We start from the raw sequence: 19,435 nt of genomic DNA on the forward strand, positions 1-19,435 counted from the left end.
TTTCCAGGAACCGGATGATCAGCGCCGCGGGGCATGGGTGGACAGGAAAGCGAACGTCTTGTCCCGCGCCTCCCTCGCCTCATCGAAGTTCAGGTGGAACTGGTATTCATGCGGCAGCTCCGGCTCATGGGTGGCTGGCCAGAACAGCTCGGTCACCGGAACGCCGGCATCTTTGAGGCGGTTGCTGTAGGGCACGGACTGGAGCCATGTGAGCCCGTCACCGTTGCCCCCGCTGATGAACGTAGGCGGGAAGTCGTCGGTGACAAAGTCGATAGTGGACATGGTGGCCCCGGCGTAGGTCGCGGACCAGTCCTTGGTGCCTGTGTAGGCCCAAAGGGAGGTCTTGAACCCCCAGGCAACGATGCCGTTGAGGTCAGCCATGGCCCGGAGATCGTACACACCGCAATGGAGGATGGTGGCGGCCAACTCCGACTTCTGGAGGGCAGGTTGGATCCCCATCAGATTGGCGTACTCGGGGTTTACGGTGAGCGTGGTCATCTGGCTGGCAAGCTGGGCCCCGGCAGAGTCACCGGCGAGCACAATGCGGCTGGTGTCCACATTCAGTTCGGCCGCATGGGCCTTGATGTAGGCGAGGGCGTCGTTGATGTCACGCACGGCAGTGGGATAGGTGGCTTCGGGAGCGATCGGATAGCTCATGCCGATGGTGGTGTAACCCTCGGCGGCGATGATCTGGAGATACGGATTCACGTCGCGCTGCGCTCCGGAAATCCAGGCACCCCCATGAATCCACACCACGGTGGGCAGCGGCGCGGTGGTCCCTTCCGGGCTGAAAACATCAAAAGTGGACCCGGGCTTGTACACCACGCCGGCCTGGGATTGCAGAGGCGTATCCGGCACGTAAGGGGTCATCTCATCAATGGTCGCCTGCGCCCCACGCTCAAAAACACTGCGGATCAGCATCGCGGACGGCCACGGGGTAGCCGACAGTGCCAGAAGGACGATCAGGACCAGCAGAATCGCAACGTCCAGCTTCTTCAGCCGCGATGACCGTACCCGCGGAGGCCGCGACAGTGGTCCCGCTCCTGCTGATCGGCTCTCATCTGTACTTCTTTGGATCGATTCCAACGGTCCCATCACACACTCCCCCGGTCGGTGCACCTGTGGACCATGCTAAGGCCGCCGCGGCGTTTGCCGACGTCAGCCCTGCGGCCGTGCCGCCGACAGCAGCACTCCTTCGCCGCCGTCGAACGCTACGGTGTGAAAACGGGCGCCCCGCGCGACCTCCCAAAATCCCCATCTTCGGTGCAACGCCAGAGACGCCTCATTGCGCGCATTGACCACATACCAGGCGAACTCCGCCCGCTCCCACATCCAGTGGAGACGGACCTCAGTCAGCTGCGCCGCCAGGCCCATCCGCCGGAATTCAGGCCGCACGGTGACGCCCCCCAGGTAATGCCCGGCCGGCGCGGGGCCGTCCGCGTAGTCCCAGTAATGCGTTTTCGCCCAACCCACGACGCCGGACCCACCTTCCGCGGTGGTGTCATCACGCGCTTCGGCCACCACGACGAGACGGGTGGGGTCTGCGACCGCGGCGAGGATGCCATCAGCAAATCGCTCAGTCTCACTGAGAGATGTCCGCCCAGCTGCGATGTCCGCGGCGAGGATGCCATGTACATCGGCTGGGCGGGTTGTCCGGATAGTGAAGTACACCGGCTTAGTCTATTTGAGCAAAAGACTTTCATTATGAGTTGCAGCCCATAATATGGGATAGCCGACGCCCTGTATTAAGGAAGCCCATGACACATCACACCATCGCACCACTGGACGGCGTCCGGGTCCTGGAACTCGGCAACTACATTGCCGCACCCACGGCAGGCAGGCTGCTGGCCGACTTCGGAGCTGAGGTCATCAAGGTGGAGCGGCCCGGCACCGGCGACGAGCTGCGTAACTGGCGCCTGCACAAGGGCACCACGTCCATGCTCTACCGCACACTGAACCGCAACAAGAAGTCCGTGGTCCTGGATCTCCGCACCGACGCGGGCAAGCAGGCCGTGCTGGAGCTGGTGGCCAAGTGCGACATTCTCCTGGAAAACTTCCGGCCCGGCACCTTGGAAAAGTGGGGCCTGGGACCGGAGGTCCTCAACCAGGCCAACCCAGAGCTGATCGTCACGCGCATTTCTGCCTTCGGGCAGACGGGGCCGCTGTCCGAGCGGCCCGGTTTTGCCGCCGTCGCCGAAGCGTACGGCGGGTTCCGCAACCTGGTGGGCGACCCGGACCGCGCTCCCGTTCGTGTTGGTGTCTCGATCGGCGACTCGATCGCGGGCCTGTACGCCGCCTTCGGCTCCGTGATGAGCCTGTACCAGCGTGAAGCACGACGCCGGGACTCGGCCGGTGGCGTTCCGCTCACCGAGCGCATCATCGACGTTGCGCTGAATGAGGCAATGTTCTCGATGATGGAATCGTTGATCCCTGACTATCAGGCTTACGGCGTGGACCGTCAGCGTGTGGGCGGCCGGATGGAGGGCATTGCTCCCTCCAACGCGTACGTGTGCAAGGACGGCGCGAGCATTGTGGTGGCAGGCAACGGTGACTCCATTTTTCAGCGGTATATGCAGACCATCGGTCGCCCTGATCTCGCCGAAGACCCTTCGCTGCAAACAAATGCCGGGCGCTGGGCCCAGCGAGAGGAGCTTGACCAGGCCATCGGCGAGTGGGCAGCTGCGCTTTCCGGTGCTGAGGCGCTGGCGGCCCTCGAGGCCGCAGGAGTTCCGGCCGGACCGATCTATACCGCCGCGGACATCAGCACGGACACCCAGTATGCGGCCCGCAACATGATCCAGAAGTTCGACGTGTCCACCGGCGAGGAAATTCTTCCGGGGGTGGGCTTCCCGGGCATCGTTCCGGTGATCGGGGACCAGTCCCTGCCCATCAGAAACCTCGGCCCGGACCTGGGCGAAAACACACAGGAAATCCTTGGCGGACTCCTGAAAATGGATGCCGCGCAGATCAGTGCGGCCTCCGGCCGCGAGGAGGCCCTCCGACCATGAACAACTTCGAAAGCCCCCTGGCCACCACGCTGGGCAACGCCATTCTTCGGGACGTCACGCTGCGCGACGGGCTCCAGCTTACCGGGAAGATCCTGCCCACCGAACGGAAGATCGAGACGGTGCGGGAACTGCTGCGGCTGGGAGTGCCCGCCATTGAGCTGGGTTCCATGGCCCGCGCAGATTTGGTCCCCACCATGGCCAACACACTTGACGTGGTCCGGGCCCTCACCCCCGAGGAACTGGAGAAGTGCTGGATCTGGGTGGCCACCCCCGGTCACGTCGCGAAAGCATCAGCCGCCGGAGCAAGGAACTTCCAGTACTGCTTGTCGGCCTCCGACTCGCACAACAAGGCCAATATTGGGCGGACCACTGATGAGAGCTTGGCCGCACTTCCCGAAGCCATTGAGTACGCGCGGGCGGTGGCTGGCCAGATCCAACTGTGCATTGCCACCTCCTTCACCTGCCCGTTCGAGGGTTACGTTCCCGAAGAGCGCGTTCTCTCCATCGCCAATGATCCGCGGGCTGAAGGCACCACGGACATCGTCATCTGCGACACCTTGGGGCAAGCCGTGCCCGCACAGGTCTCCCGGCTCATCACCCGGGTTCGGGACGAGTCACCTGCACGCAGGATCGTCTATCACGGCCACGACACCTGGGGCTTGGGTGTAGCAAACACGCTTGCCGCTCTTCAGGCCGGAGCCGCCATGGTGGACGGCGCCCTTGGTGGACTGGGCGGCTGCCCTTTCGCACCCGGCGCCAGTGGCAATACGTCCAGTGAAGACATTCTCTTTGCGACCCGCCCTGAGTGGTTGGGTCCGGACGTCTTCGGGGAACTTGTGGTGCTTTCGGAGAAACTCCTGGCCGAGTTGGGTGAACCGAACCGCTCCAAGGCAGCCCAGGGAGCGCGGTCCAAGGCTGAGGCTTTTGACTGGGTCAGGCCGGCCTAGCTCTTCTTGCCCGCTCCGCCCGCAGCCATAAGTTCCAGACGCTTGAGCGTCTCGCGGTTCCGCACTCCTATCACGGGGTCCCGCAGTGCCTTGGGTATCAATTTTCCCGGGCCGCGGACGGCGTCTTCTGCAATGGACACCCGGCACTGGGAACCGCCAAGGTCTTCCAAGGTGATCAGGATTCTGGCTTCGCCCAGAGGCCATCCTCTCGCGAGGATTTCCAGCTTTCTGCCAGGTTCCACAGCAGTGACCCTGCTGCTGTCATCGATGAGGAAGGGCCAAGACCCAACGGAATGATGCAGCTTGGAACCCACCTGCGGCCACTGATCGTCGACGGCGCGGATCCGTGAAGCACCCACCACCCAGCCGGGATAGAGCCACCCGTCCTCGATGACGTCCCAGACGTCGGCGGCGGGGGATCTGAACAACTGCGTCACGGTGGACATGTGGACCCTTTCTCAGCAGATACGGCCACGGCAATGACACTAAGCTAAGCATGCTTATGGATTGGCCGCCATAGGCCGCTCCCGGTCACGGCTGTGGCTTGCTGGCCTTGCCGTCCAGCCAGAGCATGTCCGACTCGTCCCGGTGCGTGCCGTCCGAACCCACATGCTTGCTGTCGATCTGTGGGCCCTTCTTAATGACGTGTACCAGCGCCATTCCATGGCCGCGGCCAAGATCATAATCAGCCTTGAGCCATTCGAGGATGGTCCCGGCCTTCACCGAAGGGTCACTGAATCCCTTGGATTCGGCGATTTCAACGAGCTTCCTCGGAGTGAGGCCGGTCTTGTCTTCAATGGCGTCGAGATAAGCCTGGAATGACATCGGCGTGGCCTTTCGTTCTAGATTTCAGGGACATTACTGCGAAGTCTGCGTGAGCCATAGCGTACCGCCACCAGGGCGTGCCGAAATCCCAGCGCGGCCGGATCCATAAGAACCCGCCGTCCACGAATCAGAGCCAGACCAATTCAGCGGAGGACCCCGCGGTTCCTGCGAGGGTACCGCGCTGCTTGGCGGCGCCCCTACACTGATCTGATGATGAGCCGAGGGTGGCGTTCCCTTGCGGCGGGTCTGGGCTTCGCCGCGACACTGCCGCTTGTGGGCGCGTGCGACTCCGGCGGAACTGGTGGCGGCGGCTCCGTTTCGGAGCCCTCCAGCGGAAGCCCAGGACCCATCTACGTTGAGGTCAACCAGTCCCGGGACCAATACGGCAAGCAGGCCATCATGCTGCAGCTCACCAACACCACGGACGCTCCCCTGACGGTGACCGCCGCCCGGCTGCGATCCACGCTTTTTGACGGTGACATTTCCTGGGAACCATTGGAAGGCAGCTTGGAGCTGCCGCCGCGTCAGCCCAAAAGCCTTCCTGCTGCTTTGCCGGGGGCCGCCTGCGAAGCATCCGGCACAGCGTCACCGGAACTCAACGCCAGGATCACCTACGCAGCAACGGGCAAAGAACCCGTGGACGGGATCACCGAGGCTTCCGATCCCTTCAACGTCCTCGCCAGAAACGCCGGCGAACTGTGCCTCGCAGCAGAAGCTGCCGCCGTCGCCTCAATGGTCCTGGACCCCGCACTTGAGGTGGCAGCGGACGGCCGCACCGCCGTCGTGCGCCTTGTCGTGACGCCGGCCACGCCGGGTGGATCCGCGAAAAGCCTCACCATTGAATCGATCGACGGAACCACCCTTCTGGCGGAGACACCCTCTGATCCCTGGCCGCGGAACGTCACCATCGCACCCGGTGACGCCACACGCGTTTTGGCCTTGCACATGAGACCTGCGCGCTGCGACCCACATGCCGTCGCCGAGGACAAGGTGGGGACACTATTGCCATTAAGGGTCACAGTGGGTGAACGTCAGGGGTTGGTGAAGATCGCGGCGTCCAATGAACTCCGTGGCCGGATCTACGACTTCGTCACCGTCGCATGCGCCACTGCGGGCTAAGCGTGCCTAGCCGAGAGTGGCCAGGGCGCGGGGAGCGCACTCCACCGTGACCTTGACGTTCGCTTCAACACTCTTCACCTCGCCATCCATTTGATACGGCAGGGGCTTGAGCGTGGTGAATTCATACTTGCTCATGCTCGGTTGGTCACCCAAGCCCTGCGTGGTGGCCTTGAGCGCAGTCAGGAGAACGCGCCACTTGGGCATATGCGGGAAAGTGATGACCTCAAACTTCCCGTCGGATGGGTGGTTTGCGGCTTCACTGAGCGTGGCGTACTTGGCCATTTCATTGATATTGGCGAAGACGAGGCTGTCGAATTTCCGGCGCTTCCCGTCAGCCAAGCGAATGCCAAACGGCTCGAACTTGGAAAACGTCTGGATCACGGTGACCATTTCCGTCAAGGCACCTTTACTGCCCTTTTCGAGTTCGGTGGCCACCACAGGGGTCAAGCCGAATCCGATGTAGGAATGCGCATATTCGAGGGGCTCATTCTCGTTTTGGCCCGTGTGGATGCGGAGAAGGTCAATGTGGTGAACATGGCCTTCGGCAATGGCCTCTTCCAATGGTTTCGTCGACATGATCCTGCTGTGGTCGTTGGCGTTTCCGGCAGCCCTGACTGCACAGACAGCCTTGGGGTTCCCGGCCTGCATCACACCATTAACCACCTCGTTGTAGCCGCCATCGCCGCTGACGGACACCACCAGGACGTCGCCGCCCTTGCTGGCCGCTTCCCTCGCCAGATCGACGGCGTGTCCGGCGTGTTCGGTGGGCTGGAGGGTGATCTCAGGCTGATAGGAGAGGAGCTCCTTCAGCCGGTCATGCAACTGCTGCGCCAACTCAGGCGCATCCCCCGTGCTGTTGGGGTTAAAAATGATGACGATCGACTCAAAGGTCCGGGCAGAATCCACAGTGTGCTCCTGATTCATTGCGAGGTCCCTCTTCAGGCGATAGTTTCCCTCGGAAGTTCCCATAGTATTCCCAAAGCCGCTGGGGTTTCGGATGGGCCCTGAACGTGCAAGCATGAAAATGCACCTTAAGAAGCAAGATCACGTCAATCAGCCTGATGCGGTTAGTGCCGTGTCAGGAGTCGGGAAAGGTTCATGGAAGACTCACGCCAGACGGCCCGGTCGCTGGTCATGGAGCATGAGATCACCCTGGACGATTTATGGGCTTGGTATTGGGCCAACGGCGGAAACGCCAGGCCGTGGGATTTCGACGCCTACCTCTTTGGCATCCAAGAGCGGGATCCCTTCGACCTGAAGATCCTCACGTGGGCCATGGAAGATCTTGAGGCGCGTTCACTGCTCTGATTCCCCTAGGGCATTGCTGCATGGGCCGGCTGCTTACGCTCTTTCCGGGCCTCTATCAGATGCCGTGTTGAGTGGGCAACGAACGGGCGCCCGGACCTCATCTGCTCATCCAATTCCCTCAGTCTGCCCAGATAGCGTTCTGCTGAAAAATCGGGAACCCACCACACACATTTGCGCAGGATCCACACCACGGCGCCCACGTCGAAGAACTCCATCCGGCACCGGGCGGTGCGGAGGTCCGTGATGGTGAGGCCGGAGGCTTCGGCAGCCGCTGCCTCGGCCTGGGGGTCCCGCCCCTTACGCTGTTCCGGTAAAGGCCCCAGAAAGTGTTCAATCAGTTCAAAGGCCGACGCCGGTCCCACATGCTGGGCGAAATAGCAGCCACCGGGGATCAGGACGCGGTGAATTTCTTTCCAGTCGGGCCTGACCGGGTGGCGTGCGGTCACGAGCTCGAAGGAACTGTCAGGGAAAGGCAGGCCGGAACCGGCTGTCGTCTCCAGGATGTCTACTCCGCGCGGCCCCAGTAACCCACGGGCGCGTTGGGCGTTGGGCGGCCAGCCCTCGGTGGCAGCCATCAGTTCAGGAAACTGGGTGGCCGCTGAGAGCACCTCGCCGCCACCAGTGTCCAGGTCCAAGGCACTCCGGACAGCGGCAAGGCGGCCCGCCAGCAACTTCGCATATCCCCACGGCGGACGTTCTTCGGTTGCCCGCCCGTCCAGCCAGGCGAATCCCCAGCCGTTCACGTCGGCTTCCCCGGCCTCCGCCACCAAAGTCTCAAAATCACGCATCAGTGTTTCCGTCGTCTTTCCGCCGCGAGCTGGCCAGCAACCCTGCTGATCAATTGGTACGGGATTGGCTTGGATAAAGGAAACTTCAAGGTTCCTTTCCCGGACAGATACTGCTCCAACTCGTTATTCAACGTTTCGTCTCCCCGAGGGACCGGATACACCGAAATGTGGTGTGCCCAGGCAGCGAAATACACCACATAGTGCCCATCGATGGTGACTGTGGGAATGTCATAACTGATCATCTCGCCGGCATCGGGAACTGCTGCGTGAATGCTCCTGCGGATCTCCTTGAGGATCAGCTGGGTAGCCTCAGGCTGGGCTGCGATGTAGGCGTCCACTGTGGAGTGTTTCCCGGCCATCGTCATTCTCCCTTACGTTGTTAATCAGCTCTCGCCGGGGAAACGTCCACCGATCAGCCTGGTCATGTGCTCAGCGGCAGCCAGCAGGGGCTCCACCCAAGCCTCGCATGTCTCCCGCGGCATCCGAAGGGTTGGCCCGCTGATAGTGACGGCGCCCACCAAGCCGGCGGCCGAATCGAAAACCGGCGCGGATAGCCCTGATGCGCCGTCTTCCCGCTCACCCACAGTGATGGCGAACCCGTCAGCGTGGGTCTTCTTCACCGCCGCTTCGAGCTCCTCGGAACTGGTGATGGTGTGATCCGTGATGGACTCCAACGGATCCCGCAGCACGGCTTCCATCAATTCCGGCGACCAGGCCAGGAGCACCCTGCCTGCCGACCCTGCGTGAAGCGGCACAATCTTTCCCAAGTGCATCTCCCGGCGGAGTGCGTGATGCGTTTCTGCCATGGCCACGCAGACCCGGTAGTGCTGTTCTGCTTTGAAGAAGCACGCAGTCTCGCCGGTGGTGTCCCGAAGGGACTTGAGCAGCGGACCCAGGATGTCCACCACGTCCATACCGCGGGTTGCCGGCGCCGCCCAGTAGGCCATCCGCATGCCGATGCGGTACGCATCGCCTTCCCGGTCCAGGAAGCCCTGCGACGTGAGGTTCGTGACCAGTCGCTGCACCGTCGACGTGGGCATGCCGGTGGATTCGCGGATGTCTGCCAACTGCAGTACCGGCTTGGACAACGAGAAAGCATCCAGGATGGAGGTGATCTTGCCCAGGACAAGCAAAGGGTTGCCGTTGGCCTTCACGGAAGCATCGGATGCGGACATAAGACTCACGCTAAACGCTCCGGCAAGGTCGCGCCAATCCCGCCGGTAGGGTTGCATCATGGGGACAGTTTTGGAAGCCGAAGGCTTGCTGGTTGGGTACGCCGGGGCTCCGGTGTGCGGGGAAGTTTCTGCATCCGTGGATCCGGGTGAAGTCTTGGGAATCGTGGGTGTCAACGGCGCCGGGAAGTCCACGGTAGCCCGTACTCTTGCGGGACGGCAGGCGTCCTTGGCCGGCGACGTGAAAGTCCACGGCCTTCTCATCGACCCTGACGCCGTTCCCTTCCGCCGGCAAGTTTCGGCAGTGTTTGACGACGACCTCTTCTTCCCGTCCCTCACAGTTCGGGAGCACCTCCTCCTCATCGCCCGCGGCCATTCATTGGAGGACCCCGAAGCGCGTGTTGAGGAAGAGCTGGATTTCTTCGGGCTCCAGGGCAGGTCGCACGCCATCCCTGACGCCCTCTCTTCGGGCCAGCGGCGCCGGCTGCTGCTGGCAGCGGGGCTGATCCGTCCGTCGTCGCTCCTGATCCTTGATGAGCCGGAGCAACGGCTCGATCCGCGGATGCGGGTGGCCCTAGGTGAGCGCATCGCCGCCCACGCCAAAGAGGGTGGCGCAGTGGTTCTGGTGACCCATGATCCCCAGCTCTTGCTCGCTACCGCCTCATCCTGTTTGGTTATTGACGAGGAAGTCCAGGTATTCGATCCGGAACAGGGGGCCTCGATCATTGCCGGCTCCTGACATGATCACGCTTGAACCGTCCGGCCGGAACAGGGAGCTGGCTGCTGACATCGTCCGGTTTACCCGCAAGTCCGCCCGACGCTACAAACGCAGTCGGATCTCGTGGAGCGACAGGTTCGTCGATGCCTACAGTTGGGGCCTCGGCATCGGCGTGTCCCTGACCATCGCAGCCTCGTTCGTTCTCGCGCTGCGCAACGAAATCGCGGACCGCGCTTCCACCACCGGCAGCGTCATTGGCGAGCAATGGCTTGTTTTGCCGGAACCCGTGTTGTGGACGTCCGTGACCTTCGCGGTCCTTCTGTCCATCAGCAACCTGGCACGCAAGTTCGGACCCATGGCAGTGAGTGGCGCGGAGAGCACCTGGTGGCTGACTCTACCGGTGGATCGGCGCCCCATGGTCCTGCCGCCGTTCCTCGGCAAAGTCGCGCTTACCGCAGCCGGTTCGGCCATCATCTACCTTCCCTTCAGCATGGTGATCGCCATTGACCGCGCCCCCGTTGAACACGTTTTCGCTGCACTCACTTTTGGCGGTGCCGGCGCCATTGCGGTGGTTCTGGCGGCCGTGCAACAGCTCGGTCTACTGGGACCCCGGCTGGGTAAGGCGACCACTGCGGCGGCGACTTTGGGGTGCTCGTTCCTTCCCGCGCTGTCGTGGTCTCCGTGGCCAACAGCGCTGGTGGGCCTTGCCGCTGTCGGATTATTGGCGCTGGTTGTGCCGCGGTCCGGACGCGTGCGGGGTGAAGAGCTGGCTCGCGGCGGAGCCGTGGCCGGTCATGCCGGGGCTTCGCTGTTCATGATGGACGCCAATGAGGTGCTGCGCGCCTTGAGCGGCGGCCGTCAAAGGGTCGACGGCGGCAGGGCGGCCCGCTTTTACGCCCGGCACACGCACGGCCCCCTCAGGGCGCTGATCCGTGCTGATGCAGTTGCCTTCTTCAGACTCAATCCTCCGCTGATGCCACCCCTCCTGTGGCTTGTTGCCTGCATCGCCATGCTTTCGGTGGAAGGCGGGCTGCCGGAGTTCGTGCAGCTGGCGGTCATCGTGATCGCGGGGTGTGCCACGGCTTCCGGGATGGGAACCGTGGCCCGGAAGACCGCCCTGGTTCCTGAGCTCGACGCCATGCTTCCACTGCATCCGGCACTGGTCAGGACCAGTCGCGCACTCATGCCTTGCCTTGCCATGTCCCTGTGGATGGCGGTGCTCAGTGGGCTGTTGGTTCTCCTCGGCGCAGCGGATCCGTGGTTGATACTGGTCGGTGCCCTGGCAGGCGTGGGCATGGGCGCGGGAACTCTCCGCGCGGCCACCAGAACGCCACCGGACTGGACCGCCCCGCCGGTTGAGACTCCGTTTGGTCCTGTTCCCCGAGCGCAGCTGGGCTCCCTGCTGCGGGGGCTGGACGTGACCATTTTGGCGACCATCCCGCTGCTCGTGGCACTCTATCTGGGGTACGTCCCATCGACCGTCCTGATGGTGCAGGCCGTGTTCAGTTCAGGGATCTTCTTGGTGGTGGTGATGTCGAGGCCCAAGCGCACGTGACAGCGGTGCGGGCAGTGCCTTGGGAAGCCTTTAGAGCAGCACCGTTCCTTCGATGCACGTGGCCGACGCTCCACCCACCCAAATCTCGCCGTCCTCCGCTGTGATATGGACCCTGCCTGCCCTGCCCAGCACGGTGCCCTGGGCTGCAATGTACTCTTCAGGCGCCCGGCCACTGCTGATCAACCACTGCGCCGCGCCGGCATTGAAACTGCCCGTGACCGGGTCTTCCACCATGGCGTCGCCAGGGATGAACGTACGGACTTCAAAGTCGACGCCGGTACCCGGTTGATGCGGTCCGATCACACCGACCTTGAGGTCACCCATGGCAGCGAAATCCGGTTCGATGGCCAAAACTTGTTCCGCGGAACCGAGGAGCACACCGATCCATGTGGGTCCGTTGACCAGCCATGATGCGTCCAACAGAGCTTCGTCCGGAAGACGCAGGCCGGCAGCGAGCTGGACCCTGATACTGTCATCAACCGGGCCAAAGCGCGTCAGCGGCGGCGCGGCGAAAGCCAACCGCCCGGCGTCGTGCTTCACCCTCACCAAACCGGCGCCGCACTCCTGGACCAGGACGCCGTCAGCCTTGGGCACTCCCCCGGCCTGAAGCCAGGTGTGTGCTGAACCCAGCGTCGGATGCCCTGCGAAGGGGAACTCCTCGCTGCCTGTGAAGATCCGCACCTTGTAATCCGCCAGTGGGTCCGTGGGAGGCAGGAGGAACGTGGTCTCGGAAAGGTTGGTCCAGTTGGCGAAGTGCTGCATTGTGCCTGTGCTGAGGCCTTCGGCATCGACCACCACGGCAAGCGGGTTGCCTCGGTAAGGCTGGTCGGAGAAGACGTCCACCTGGTGGAACGGGCGGCTGCGCAGGGCTTCTGAAGTCACCGCTGCAGGCTATCACCGGTTGCTGGCCGGTTTTGCTGACGCACGTGCCCCGGGTCTGCAAAACTACCCCTATGGCAGAGAACAAGACCCAGCCCACGGACGTGTCCGTGGAAGAATTCCTGGCCGCCGTGGAGCACCCGACCCGGCGTGCGGACGGTTTCGAACTGCTGAAGATGATGCGTGACATCACCGGCAAGGAAGCCGTCATGTGGGGGCCGTCGATCGTTGGCTTCGGCAGCTATCACTACAAGTACGACAGCGGCCGCGAAGGCGACGCCGCCGCCGTCGGATTCTCACCGCGCAAGAGCAGCCTGGTGCTCTACGGCCTCACCGAAGGTCCCGACGCAGACCGGCTGCTTCCGGAACTCGGAAAGCACAAGACCAGTGCCGCATGCCTGTATGTGAACAAACTGGACGACGTGGACCGGGACACCCTGGCTGAGATGATCCGTACCGGGTACAAGCACGTGATGGAGGAGATCCACACTCCCTGATTCCCCCGCAAAAAAGACCCCCACCACCGGAATCCGGTGGTGGGGGTCTTGGATGCAGTCAAAGACTACTTTGCGCTGCGTAACACTGCGTTACTTGCTTGCAACGACCTCGAGGTCGATGACAGCGGAAACGTCCTCGTGCAGGCGAACGTTGGCCGTGTACGAACCGACAGACTTGATGTGGTTCGGCAGTTCAACGTTGCGCTTGTCGATGGCGCCGAGGCCAGCGGCCTCAACAGCAGCAGCGACGTCAGCAGGCTTGACGGTGCCGAAGAGACGACCGGACTCGCCGGCCTTCACCTCGAGCTTGACCTTCTTGGAGGACAGAGCCTGGGCCTGGGCCTGTGCAGCTTCAACAGAAGCGTGCGCACGAGCGGCGCGGGCAGCCTTGATGGACTCAACCTGCTTCTCGCCACCCTTCGACCAGGTCAGAGCGAAGCCGCGGGGCAGCAGGAAGTTACGTGCGTAACCGTCCTTGACCTCCACAACGTCGCCAGCAGCACCGAGACCGGTTACTTCGTGGGTCAGAATGAGCTTTGCCATGTTAGTTAATCCCTTCCCTTAGCCGCGGCCAGCGCCGGAGTAAGGCAGCAGAGCAACTTCGCGGGCGTTCTTGATTGCCTGGGCGATCTTGCGCTGTTCCTGAACGGTAACGCCAGTAACGCGACGAGCGCGGATCTTTCCGCGGTCGGAGATGAACTTGCGCAGCAGTGCTACGTCCTTGTAGTCGATGACAGTGATGTCAGCGGCCTTCAAGGGGTTGGACTTTGGTTTGGGCTTACGGAGTTCAGCCTTAGCCATCGTGGAGCTCCTTTTCTATGGAGCCCGTGGATATTGATCCACGGGATGGTGGTGTTCGACGGCGGTTGCCACCAAGGTGCCTCGCGGCAGTCCGGGTGAGCGTCCGGCGTCGGACGTTTATGTTTTGTTTAGAAGGGAGGTTCGGAATCCGGGCCGTTGCCCCAGCCGCCGGCATTGCTGACACCGGGCGTAGCCCAAGGATCATCCTGCTGCTGTGCGGGCTGGTTGCCGCCCCAGGTTCCACCGGAGTTGCCGCCGCCCTGGTTTCCACCAGGAGCGCCACCTCCAAAGCCACCGGAATTACCGGCGTTACCGCCACCGAAGCCGCCCTGCCCGCCGCCGGAGCGCTGGGTACGGTTGACCTTGGCGTTTGCGTAACGCAGGCTAGGGCCGATTTCGTCGACCTCAAGCTCGATAACGGTGCGCTTTTCGCCTTCTTTTGTTTCGTAGGAACGGCTCTTCAAACGGCCGGAAACGATGACGCGCATGCCCTTTGTGAGGGACTCGGCCACGTTCTCGGCTGCTTCGCGCCATACAGATGCGCGGAGGAACAGGGTTTCCCCGTCCTTCCACTCATTGGACTGGCGGTCAAAGGTCCGGGGAGTAGAAGCGATGGTGAAGTTCGCTACTGCTGAGCCAGACGGGGTGAACCGCAGCTCGGGGTCATTGGTGAGATTACCGATGACCGTAATAGTGGTTTCGCCTGCCATCTACTGCCTCCTTGTTCGTTCCTGCGGGATAAAGATCTGGAAGGGGCTGATTACTCAGCAACGACCTTCTGGTCTTCAGGACGGATGATCTTGGTGCGCATGATCGTCTCGTTAAGAGACAGCTGGCGATCAAGTTCCTTGGCGGTAGCCGGTGCTGCGGTGAAGTTCACCACGGCGTAGATACCTTCGGACTTCTTCTTGATGTCGTACGCCAGACGGCGACGGCCCCAGATGTCAACCTTTTCGATGGTTCCACCATCGGTGGTGATGACATTGAGGAACTTCTGAAGCGACGACTCTACGGTACGCTCTTCGACCTCGGGGTCGATGATTACCATCAATTCGTAAGGACGCATATGTGAACCCACCTCCTTTGGGCTAAGCGGTTACGGTATTTCCGTAACAGGAGGTTCATTTGCGATGCCGTGTACCCGCTCCCCCGCCGAAGACTCGGAAGGAGGGCGCAACACAGACTTCAATATCTTAGTGCATCTCCTGCACCCAAAGCTATTCGAGCGGATCCGTCGCCGGAACCGGTCACTTGGCGTATGTGGATAACCCGGACAGCCAGCAGGGAATACTGGAGCAATGACCGCCCTGAAGTCCATCATTCTCTTCGTCCTGGCCGCCGTTGCAGAGATCGGCGGTGCGTGGCTGATCTGGCAGGCCGTCCGGGAGGGCAAGGCCTGGTGGTGGGCCGGCCTCGGCGTCGTCGCACTGGGCATCTACGGCTTCTTCGCAGCGTTTCAGCCCGACGCGCACTTCGGCAGGGTCCTGGCCGCCTACGGGGGCGTCTTCATCGCCGGCTCGCTGGCCTGGGGAATGCTGGTGGACGGCTTCCGCCCTGATCGCTGGGACGTAGTCGGGGCTGCAATCTGCATAGTGGGCGTGGGCGTCATCATGTTCGCACCCCGCCCGGGAGCGTAGGCCCGAACACGAGAGCCCCGGGCCGAACGCTGCAAAACCCCCGGAAGGCGACCTTCCGGGGGTTTCTTTGTGCGCGGAGGGGGACTTGAACCCCCACCCCCTTTCGAGGACTAGCACCTCAAGCTAGCGCGTCTGCCATTCCGCCACCCGCGCAAGGTGATCAGGAGAAACAATGTTTCGTTTTTCTCCTCGACAGCGACAAAGACAGTAACACGAACAGGGCCGATCCGCAGATTCCTGAGGTCTTGATGGAGCCTCGCTAGGGTGGTGGCCATGGATGCCACACCCCTGAATGCCTTGGTCCTGACTGTCGTCTTCGCCGGGATCGGACTCTACGCCCTGTACTTCGTGATCCGCTCAGGCGTCCGCGACGGCATCCTTCAGGCCGACAAGAAGCGCAGCGAGCAAACGGAGCCGTCAAGCCCAACCGACTTTTGAGCTCCCCCACTGGTTAGGGTGGGCACATGGATAACGTCAGGGTGAGGCGGAGCCGGCTGCGCTTTGTGGTCATGGTCCTGGCGGGCACAGCCGCGTTCGTCGCTTCCGGCATCTCAGGCAGCTGGGTGGATGCGCCCGCGGTTGGCTGGGCCGTGGCCGCCTTGGTCTACGTTGTCTGGGTTTGGCTGGTGATCGCACGGCTCGATCCTGCAGAAACGCAGCACCATGCAACGTCCGAGGACCCGTCGCGGGGAGTCACCGACCTGCTGATACTCGTGGCCAACCTGGCCAGCCTTGCTGCTGTGGCCGCCGTGATCGTCAATTCGCACACTGAGGGAACCGGCTCCCGCCTATCTTCTGCGGCACTCGCCCTGGCGTGTGTGGGACTGTCCTGGATGCTGGTCCAAACGCTTTTCACGCTGCGGTACGCCGAGCTGTATTACAGCCAGGACGCCCACGCCGGCGGTGCAGTGGGTGGCATCAGCTTCAACCAGGACCGGCCGCCGCAGTACACGGACTTCGCTTATCTGGCCACGAGCCTGGGCATGACGTACCAGGTATCGGACACCAATCTCGGCAACCACTCGATCCGGCTGGAGGCGCTGAAGCACAGCCTGCTGTCCTACCTGTTTGGAACAGTCATCCTTGCCGTCACCATCAACCTCGTCATCGGCCTGGCCCAGTAGCCACGAGGCCTACGGCGGTGACCTTAAAGCGAAACGGGGCAGCCGTCGTCGAACGCTGACGCTGGCTGCCCCGCTGCTGAAGGACGCTTACGACGCCGGTCCCCCACCGACCGTCGCCTGCTCGGCGTCCGCGGTGGTCGCCTCGGGTGAAGCGGCGCCACGCTTGCGGTAGCGCCAAATGCCGATGCCCACCACGATTGCGGCCAACGCCAGCGACAGGAAGAGCGACTCACGGGTGGATTCGATGATCACCATCCCAATAATGAGGGCCACGATGGCGCCGATGGCGATCCACGTGAGGTACGGGAAGAACCACATCTTGAGGTCGAGGTCCTTGGCTGCAGCCCCCATGCGTTTGCGCAGGATGAGTTGCGAGGCCGCAATGACCAGCCACACAAAGAGCGCGATGGCACCGGACGTGTTCACGAGGAACAGGAACACCGTGTCCGGGGCGATGTAGTTCAGGCCAACGGTAATGAACCCCACCACCGTGGAGGCCAGCACTGCTGCTGCCGGGACGCCACGCTTGGAGATCTTCATCCAGGACTTGGGGGCGTCTCCGCGCTGGGAGAGCGAGAAGAGCATGCGGCTGGCGGTGTAGAGGCCGGAGTTCAAGCAGGACAGCACCGAGGTGAGGACAACGATATCCATGATGGTGCCTGCGCCCGGGATTCCGTACAGCTCGATCACGGCAACGTACGGGCTCTTGGCAACGGAGGCGTCGTTCCACGGCAGAAGCGTGACAACAATGGCGATGGATCCGATGTAGAAGATCAGGATGCGCCACACGGTGGACTTCACGGCCTTCTTGACGGCGTCTACGGGGTTTTCCGATTCGCCGGCCGCGATGGTGGCGATTTCGGCGCCGAAGAACGAGAAGACCACCACGAGGATGCCCGCCAGGACTGCGCCCGGACCGTTCGGCATGAAACCGCCCTGATTCAGGAGGTTGGCGACGCCCGGGGCGGAGACGCCCGGCATGAGGCCCAGGATGGCAGCGATGCCTGCGAGCAGGAAGATGACAATTGCGGCCACCTTGATGGACGCGAACCAGAACTCGAACTCGCCGTAGGACTTGACGGAACCCAGGTTGGTCAGCGTCAGGAGCACCATCAAAATCAGCGCCCAGATCCACTGGTCCACACCGGGAACCCAGCGGTGCATGATGGCGGCGCCCGCCGTTGCCTCGATGCCGAGGACGATGATCCAGAACCAAGCGTAGAGCCAGCCGATACTGAAGCCAGCCCACCGGCCAAGGGCCTTGTCAGCGTAGGTGGAGAACGAGCCGGTCTCCGGATTGGCAGCAGCCATCTCGCCCAGCATGCGCATGACCAGGATAACCACCAGGCCGGCAGCCAAGTACGCCACGAGGATGCCGGGACCGGCTTGCTGGATAGCAGCGCCGGACCCTACAAACAAGCCTGCGCCAATAACGCCGGCGATGGCGATCATGGAGAGGTGCCGGGGCTTCAAGGATTTTGAAAGTTGTTGGTCAGCGTGCATGGATCTGCGCCGTCCTTTAAGTTTTTGCGGGGTGGCCCGGAGTGGTGTGCCACGGGCCACATGACTCACTCACGCTAGCTTGCTGCACCATCGCACTACCTGTGCAGCTGAACATTTTGACGCCCCCAAAAAGGGGAGTGTGCACAAAATGTACACCTTGAGGCATCCAATGTTTCGTATTGAAAACTTTTGTAATGCCCCTGAAATGAGTGTTTGAGGCTTCCGTTAGACGAAGGTGCGGAAGAACAACTCAACAACAGTTGCCAGGTACCGTGGATCCTTAACGCCGCAGAGCTCGCGCGCGGAGTGCATGGACAACAGGGGAATGCCCACATCCACGGTCCGGATACCAAGGCGCGTAGCAGTCAGGGGTCCAATGGTGGATCCACACGGGAGATCGTTGTTGGACACATATTCCTGGTAGGGAACGCCGGATTCGTCGCACAACCGGGCCCAGAACGCAGCACCTGTGGCATCCGTGGCGTAACGCTGGTTGGCGTTGATCTTCAGCAGCGGGCCACCGTTCAGCACTGGCTTGTTGGCGGGATCATGCTTTTCCGCGTAGTTCGGGTGTACAGCATGGCCGGCATCGGCGGAAACACAGAACGACGCCGCCAGCGCCTGCCGCCGCTGGCTCACCGAGGCGCCGAGGCCGTCCGAGATGCGGACCAGGATGTCTTCGAGGATGGGGCCGCACGCTCCGGAGCGCGAGTTGGAGCCGATCTCCTCGTGATCGAATGCGGCCAGGACGGCGATCGGACCCCCAACCCGAGCTGACGCCGCGTGACTGATCAGTGCCACCAGGCCCGCGTGCGTGGAAGAAAGGTTATCCATGCGGCCTGACGCGAAGAACTCACTGTTGGCTCCGAAAACCGCAGGGGGTTGCGTGTCTGCCACTACGACGTCGTACCCGCCGATGTCCGCAGCATCAACAGCGGTGCCCTCCACGCGATCGGCGAGCAAGCCCAAAAGATCCTCACCCGCGGGGTCGCCTTGGCCGAAGACGGGGTTCATATGCTGCTGCTTGGAAAGGTGGAGGCCGTTGTCATTAACACCCCGGTCCAGGTGGATCGCCAACTGGGGGAAGCGCAGAAGAGGGCCCGTGGCTGTCAGATGCTGGGTGCCGTCACGCATGACCAAACGGCCCGCCAACTGCAGTTCCCGGTCCAGCCAGGAATTCAACAGGGGTCCGCCGTACACCTCAACGCCGGCCTGCAGCCAGCCGAATTTGCCCGTAGTGGGCTTCGGCTTGAGTTTGAAGGACGGCGAATCGGTGTGTGCACCGAGGATATTGAAGCCCGTGGTGGGGCCGGCATTTTCGGGCGTTACCCACGCAATCAGGGCGCCGTCGCGGATCACGTAGAACTTGCCCGCTCCGCCATCCCACGGCTTCAGTTCATCGAGTGCCGTGAAGCCTGCGGCATCCAGTCTGCGGGCGGCCTCGTGGACTGCATGGAAGCTCGACGGTGACGCAGAAACGTAGGCGCCGAGATCCTGGATGTGGTCAACTGCTGCGGAAGCATTCGAAGGCATGACCCCGAGTCTAGCCGCGCT

General features: G+C 62.5%; 25 protein-coding genes and 1 tRNA gene. 10 read left to right on the forward strand and 16 right to left on the reverse strand.

All coding sequences use genetic code 11. From position 1 onward, the window contains the following. Window positions 1-18: 18 nt before the first annotated feature. Complete coding sequence (locus ABQM86_RS21760; RefSeq protein ID WP_280625047.1) at window positions 19-1,095, reverse strand: alpha/beta hydrolase; 1,077 nt, start codon at window positions 1,093-1,095, stop codon at window positions 19-21. 63 nt (window positions 1,096-1,158) lie between these two features. Beyond that, window positions 1,159-1,671, reverse strand: a complete 513-nt coding sequence (locus ABQM86_RS21765; protein ID WP_369745564.1) for an N-acetyltransferase family protein — start codon at window positions 1,669-1,671, stop codon at window positions 1,159-1,161. 86 nt (window positions 1,672-1,757) lie between these two features. Between ABQM86_RS21765 and ABQM86_RS21770 the strand changes: the two genes are divergently transcribed. Continuing rightward, window positions 1,758-3,008, forward strand: coding sequence for a CaiB/BaiF CoA-transferase family protein (locus ABQM86_RS21770; protein WP_280625055.1), 1,251 nt, complete (start codon window positions 1,758-1,760; stop codon window positions 3,006-3,008). Then, a complete protein-coding gene (locus tag ABQM86_RS21775) occupies window positions 3,005-3,955 on the forward strand; it encodes a hydroxymethylglutaryl-CoA lyase (protein WP_280625057.1) in 951 nt (316 codons plus the stop codon). Before ABQM86_RS21770 ends, ABQM86_RS21775 begins: the two co-directional genes overlap by 4 nt. Here ABQM86_RS21775 and ABQM86_RS21780 read toward each other — a convergent pair. Both ABQM86_RS21780 and ABQM86_RS21785 read right to left on the reverse strand, forming a co-directional pair. Continuing rightward, on the reverse strand, window positions 3,952-4,401 hold the full coding sequence (locus tag ABQM86_RS21780) for an SRPBCC family protein (protein WP_207595539.1): 450 nt from the start codon (window positions 4,399-4,401) through the stop codon (window positions 3,952-3,954). The two genes, ABQM86_RS21775 and ABQM86_RS21780, sit on opposite strands and share 4 nt — an antisense overlap. A gap of 85 nt (window positions 4,402-4,486) precedes the next feature. Then, the gene (locus ABQM86_RS21785; protein ID WP_207595540.1) at window positions 4,487-4,780 is read right to left on the reverse strand and encodes a DUF4287 domain-containing protein; all 294 of its coding nucleotides are present in this window, start codon (window positions 4,778-4,780) and stop codon (window positions 4,487-4,489) included. Between the two features lie 210 nt (window positions 4,781-4,990). Here ABQM86_RS21785 and ABQM86_RS21790 point away from each other — a divergent pair, with 210 nt between their 5' ends. Continuing rightward, window positions 4,991-5,899 carry a hypothetical protein gene (locus ABQM86_RS21790; protein ID WP_369745565.1) on the forward strand — a complete coding sequence of 303 codons (909 nt, stop codon included), beginning with the start codon at window positions 4,991-4,993 and terminating at the stop codon, window positions 5,897-5,899. A gap of 6 nt (window positions 5,900-5,905) precedes the next feature. Here ABQM86_RS21790 and ABQM86_RS21795 read toward each other — a convergent pair whose 3' ends face one another. Continuing rightward, window positions 5,906-6,823 carry a diacylglycerol kinase family protein gene (locus tag ABQM86_RS21795; protein ID WP_242703453.1) on the reverse strand — a complete coding sequence of 306 codons (918 nt, stop codon included), beginning with the start codon at window positions 6,821-6,823 and terminating at the stop codon, window positions 5,906-5,908. Window positions 6,824-6,997: 174 nt separating this feature from the next. On the opposite strand from ABQM86_RS21795, the gene ABQM86_RS21800 reads away from it, so the two are divergent. Further along, entirely contained in the window at window positions 6,998-7,207 is a 210-nt protein-coding gene (locus tag ABQM86_RS21800; protein WP_089597024.1) for a hypothetical protein, read from the forward strand. A gap of 5 nt (window positions 7,208-7,212) precedes the next feature. On the opposite strand, the gene ABQM86_RS21805 is transcribed toward ABQM86_RS21800, so the two are convergent. From ABQM86_RS21805 to ABQM86_RS21815, 3 genes are read right to left on the reverse strand one after another with little or no spacing between them, the layout of a single operon-like run. Next, a complete protein-coding gene (locus tag ABQM86_RS21805) occupies window positions 7,213-7,995 on the reverse strand; it encodes a methyltransferase domain-containing protein (RefSeq protein ID WP_369745566.1) in 783 nt (260 codons plus the stop codon). Continuing rightward, window positions 7,995-8,354, reverse strand: coding sequence for an iron chaperone (locus ABQM86_RS21810; RefSeq protein ID WP_207595542.1), 360 nt, complete (start codon window positions 8,352-8,354; stop codon window positions 7,995-7,997). The genes ABQM86_RS21805 and ABQM86_RS21810 overlap by 1 nt, the downstream gene beginning before the upstream one ends. Before the next feature lie 24 nt (window positions 8,355-8,378). Next, window positions 8,379-9,170 carry an IclR family transcriptional regulator gene (locus ABQM86_RS21815; RefSeq protein WP_369745567.1) on the reverse strand — a complete coding sequence of 264 codons (792 nt, stop codon included), beginning with the start codon at window positions 9,168-9,170 and terminating at the stop codon, window positions 8,379-8,381. Between the two features lie 58 nt (window positions 9,171-9,228). Here ABQM86_RS21815 and ABQM86_RS21820 point away from each other — a divergent pair, with 58 nt between their 5' ends. Further along, window positions 9,229-9,906, forward strand: coding sequence for an ABC transporter ATP-binding protein (locus ABQM86_RS21820; RefSeq protein ID WP_207595543.1), 678 nt, complete (start codon window positions 9,229-9,231; stop codon window positions 9,904-9,906). Between the two features lies 1 nt (window position 9,907). Further along, window positions 9,908-11,440: a DUF6297 family protein gene (locus ABQM86_RS21825; protein ID WP_369745568.1), complete on the forward strand. Its 1,533-nt coding sequence runs from the start codon at window positions 9,908-9,910 to the stop codon at window positions 11,438-11,440. Window positions 11,441-11,470: 30 nt separating this feature from the next. On the opposite strand, the gene ABQM86_RS21830 is transcribed toward ABQM86_RS21825, so the two are convergent. Next, window positions 11,471-12,322, reverse strand: coding sequence for a PhzF family phenazine biosynthesis protein (locus ABQM86_RS21830; protein ID WP_369745569.1), 852 nt, complete (start codon window positions 12,320-12,322; stop codon window positions 11,471-11,473). A gap of 71 nt (window positions 12,323-12,393) precedes the next feature. Here ABQM86_RS21830 and ABQM86_RS21835 point away from each other — a divergent pair, with 71 nt between their 5' ends. After that, complete coding sequence (locus ABQM86_RS21835) at window positions 12,394-12,816, forward strand: DUF1801 domain-containing protein (RefSeq protein WP_369745570.1); 423 nt, start codon at window positions 12,394-12,396, stop codon at window positions 12,814-12,816. A gap of 90 nt (window positions 12,817-12,906) precedes the next feature. Here ABQM86_RS21835 and rplI read toward each other — a convergent pair whose 3' ends face one another. The 4 genes from rplI to rpsF all read right to left on the reverse strand — a co-directional run bounded on the left by rplI (window position 12,907) and on the right by rpsF (window position 14,683). Next, window positions 12,907-13,359: a 50S ribosomal protein L9 gene (gene rplI / locus ABQM86_RS21840; RefSeq protein ID WP_024818808.1), complete on the reverse strand. Its 453-nt coding sequence runs from the start codon at window positions 13,357-13,359 to the stop codon at window positions 12,907-12,909. Between the two features lie 18 nt (window positions 13,360-13,377). Beyond that, on the reverse strand, window positions 13,378-13,617 hold the full coding sequence (gene rpsR / locus ABQM86_RS21845; RefSeq protein WP_003800144.1) for a 30S ribosomal protein S18: 240 nt from the start codon (window positions 13,615-13,617) through the stop codon (window positions 13,378-13,380). Between the two features lie 128 nt (window positions 13,618-13,745). Next, a complete protein-coding gene (locus ABQM86_RS21850; RefSeq protein ID WP_011776754.1) occupies window positions 13,746-14,327 on the reverse strand; it encodes a single-stranded DNA-binding protein in 582 nt (193 codons plus the stop codon). A gap of 50 nt (window positions 14,328-14,377) precedes the next feature. Continuing rightward, the gene (gene rpsF / locus ABQM86_RS21855; protein ID WP_011776755.1) at window positions 14,378-14,683 is read right to left on the reverse strand and encodes a 30S ribosomal protein S6; all 306 of its coding nucleotides are present in this window, start codon (window positions 14,681-14,683) and stop codon (window positions 14,378-14,380) included. 232 nt (window positions 14,684-14,915) lie between these two features. Here rpsF and ABQM86_RS21860 point away from each other — a divergent pair, with 232 nt between their 5' ends. Beyond that, window positions 14,916-15,254, forward strand: coding sequence for a YnfA family protein (locus tag ABQM86_RS21860; protein WP_207595547.1), 339 nt, complete (start codon window positions 14,916-14,918; stop codon window positions 15,252-15,254). A 70-nt stretch (window positions 15,255-15,324) separates the two neighbouring features. Here ABQM86_RS21860 and ABQM86_RS21865 read toward each other — a convergent pair. Then, window positions 15,325-15,407, reverse strand: a tRNA-Leu gene (locus tag ABQM86_RS21865). Between the two features lie 120 nt (window positions 15,408-15,527). Here ABQM86_RS21865 and ABQM86_RS21870 point away from each other — a divergent pair. Further along, window positions 15,528-15,692 carry a hypothetical protein gene (locus ABQM86_RS21870; protein ID WP_207595548.1) on the forward strand — a complete coding sequence of 55 codons (165 nt, stop codon included), beginning with the start codon at window positions 15,528-15,530 and terminating at the stop codon, window positions 15,690-15,692. A gap of 26 nt (window positions 15,693-15,718) precedes the next feature. Next, complete coding sequence (locus ABQM86_RS21875; RefSeq protein WP_242703455.1) at window positions 15,719-16,378, forward strand: DUF1345 domain-containing protein; 660 nt, start codon at window positions 15,719-15,721, stop codon at window positions 16,376-16,378. An 87-nt stretch (window positions 16,379-16,465) separates the two neighbouring features. Here ABQM86_RS21875 and ABQM86_RS21880 read toward each other — a convergent pair whose 3' ends face one another. Then, window positions 16,466-17,881 carry an amino acid permease gene (locus ABQM86_RS21880; RefSeq protein ID WP_369745571.1) on the reverse strand — a complete coding sequence of 472 codons (1,416 nt, stop codon included), beginning with the start codon at window positions 17,879-17,881 and terminating at the stop codon, window positions 16,466-16,468. Window positions 17,882-18,106: 225 nt separating this feature from the next. After that, window positions 18,107-19,414 (reverse strand): M18 family aminopeptidase, encoded by a 1,308-nt coding sequence (locus tag ABQM86_RS21885; protein ID WP_369745572.1) that lies wholly within the window; start codon window positions 19,412-19,414, stop codon window positions 18,107-18,109. Between the last annotated feature and the right edge of the window lie 21 nt (window positions 19,415-19,435).

It is taken from the genome of Paenarthrobacter sp. AMU7 (assembly GCF_041200195.1).
Classification (GTDB): domain Bacteria; phylum Actinomycetota; class Actinomycetes; order Actinomycetales; family Micrococcaceae; genus Arthrobacter.

Excerpts from the sequence above, each read along its gene's own strand:
- ABQM86_RS21760 (WP_280625047.1), bottom strand. The coding sequence starts at position 1,095 with ATGGGACCGTTGGAATCGATCCAAAGAAGTACAGATGAGAGCCGATCA.
- ABQM86_RS21770 (WP_280625055.1), top strand. The coding sequence starts at position 1,758 with ATGACACATCACACCATCGCACCACTGGACGGCGTCCGGGTCCTGGAA.
- ABQM86_RS21775 (WP_280625057.1), top strand. The coding sequence starts at position 3,005 with ATGAACAACTTCGAAAGCCCCCTGGCCACCACGCTGGGCAACGCCATT.
- ABQM86_RS21780 (WP_207595539.1), bottom strand. The coding sequence starts at position 4,401 with ATGTCCACCGTGACGCAGTTGTTCAGATCCCCCGCCGCCGACGTCTGG.
- ABQM86_RS21785 (WP_207595540.1), bottom strand. The coding sequence starts at position 4,780 with ATGTCATTCCAGGCTTATCTCGACGCCATTGAAGACAAGACCGGCCTC.
- ABQM86_RS21790 (WP_369745565.1), top strand. The coding sequence starts at position 4,991 with ATGATGAGCCGAGGGTGGCGTTCCCTTGCGGCGGGTCTGGGCTTCGCC.
- ABQM86_RS21795 (WP_242703453.1), bottom strand. The coding sequence starts at position 6,823 with ATGAATCAGGAGCACACTGTGGATTCTGCCCGGACCTTTGAGTCGATC.
- ABQM86_RS21800 (WP_089597024.1), top strand. The coding sequence starts at position 6,998 with ATGGAAGACTCACGCCAGACGGCCCGGTCGCTGGTCATGGAGCATGAG.
- ABQM86_RS21805 (WP_369745566.1), bottom strand. The coding sequence starts at position 7,995 with ATGCGTGATTTTGAGACTTTGGTGGCGGAGGCCGGGGAAGCCGACGTG.
- ABQM86_RS21810 (WP_207595542.1), bottom strand. The coding sequence starts at position 8,354 with ATGGCCGGGAAACACTCCACAGTGGACGCCTACATCGCAGCCCAGCCT.
- ABQM86_RS21815 (WP_369745567.1), bottom strand. The coding sequence starts at position 9,170 with ATGTCCGCATCCGATGCTTCCGTGAAGGCCAACGGCAACCCTTTGCTT.
- ABQM86_RS21820 (WP_207595543.1), top strand. The coding sequence starts at position 9,229 with ATGGGGACAGTTTTGGAAGCCGAAGGCTTGCTGGTTGGGTACGCCGGG.
- ABQM86_RS21825 (WP_369745568.1), top strand. The coding sequence starts at position 9,908 with ATGATCACGCTTGAACCGTCCGGCCGGAACAGGGAGCTGGCTGCTGAC.
- ABQM86_RS21835 (WP_369745570.1), top strand. The coding sequence starts at position 12,394 with ATGGCAGAGAACAAGACCCAGCCCACGGACGTGTCCGTGGAAGAATTC.
- rplI (WP_024818808.1), bottom strand. The coding sequence starts at position 13,359 with ATGGCAAAGCTCATTCTGACCCACGAAGTAACCGGTCTCGGTGCTGCT.
- rpsR (WP_003800144.1), bottom strand. The coding sequence starts at position 13,617 with ATGGCTAAGGCTGAACTCCGTAAGCCCAAACCAAAGTCCAACCCCTTG.
- ABQM86_RS21850 (WP_011776754.1), bottom strand. The coding sequence starts at position 14,327 with ATGGCAGGCGAAACCACTATTACGGTCATCGGTAATCTCACCAATGAC.
- rpsF (WP_011776755.1), bottom strand. The coding sequence starts at position 14,683 with ATGCGTCCTTACGAATTGATGGTAATCATCGACCCCGAGGTCGAAGAG.
- ABQM86_RS21860 (WP_207595547.1), top strand. The coding sequence starts at position 14,916 with ATGACCGCCCTGAAGTCCATCATTCTCTTCGTCCTGGCCGCCGTTGCA.
- ABQM86_RS21870 (WP_207595548.1), top strand. The coding sequence starts at position 15,528 with ATGGATGCCACACCCCTGAATGCCTTGGTCCTGACTGTCGTCTTCGCC.
- ABQM86_RS21875 (WP_242703455.1), top strand. The coding sequence starts at position 15,719 with ATGGATAACGTCAGGGTGAGGCGGAGCCGGCTGCGCTTTGTGGTCATG.
- ABQM86_RS21880 (WP_369745571.1), bottom strand. The coding sequence starts at position 17,881 with ATGCACGCTGACCAACAACTTTCAAAATCCTTGAAGCCCCGGCACCTC.
- ABQM86_RS21885 (WP_369745572.1), bottom strand. The coding sequence starts at position 19,414 with ATGCCTTCGAATGCTTCCGCAGCAGTTGACCACATCCAGGATCTCGGC.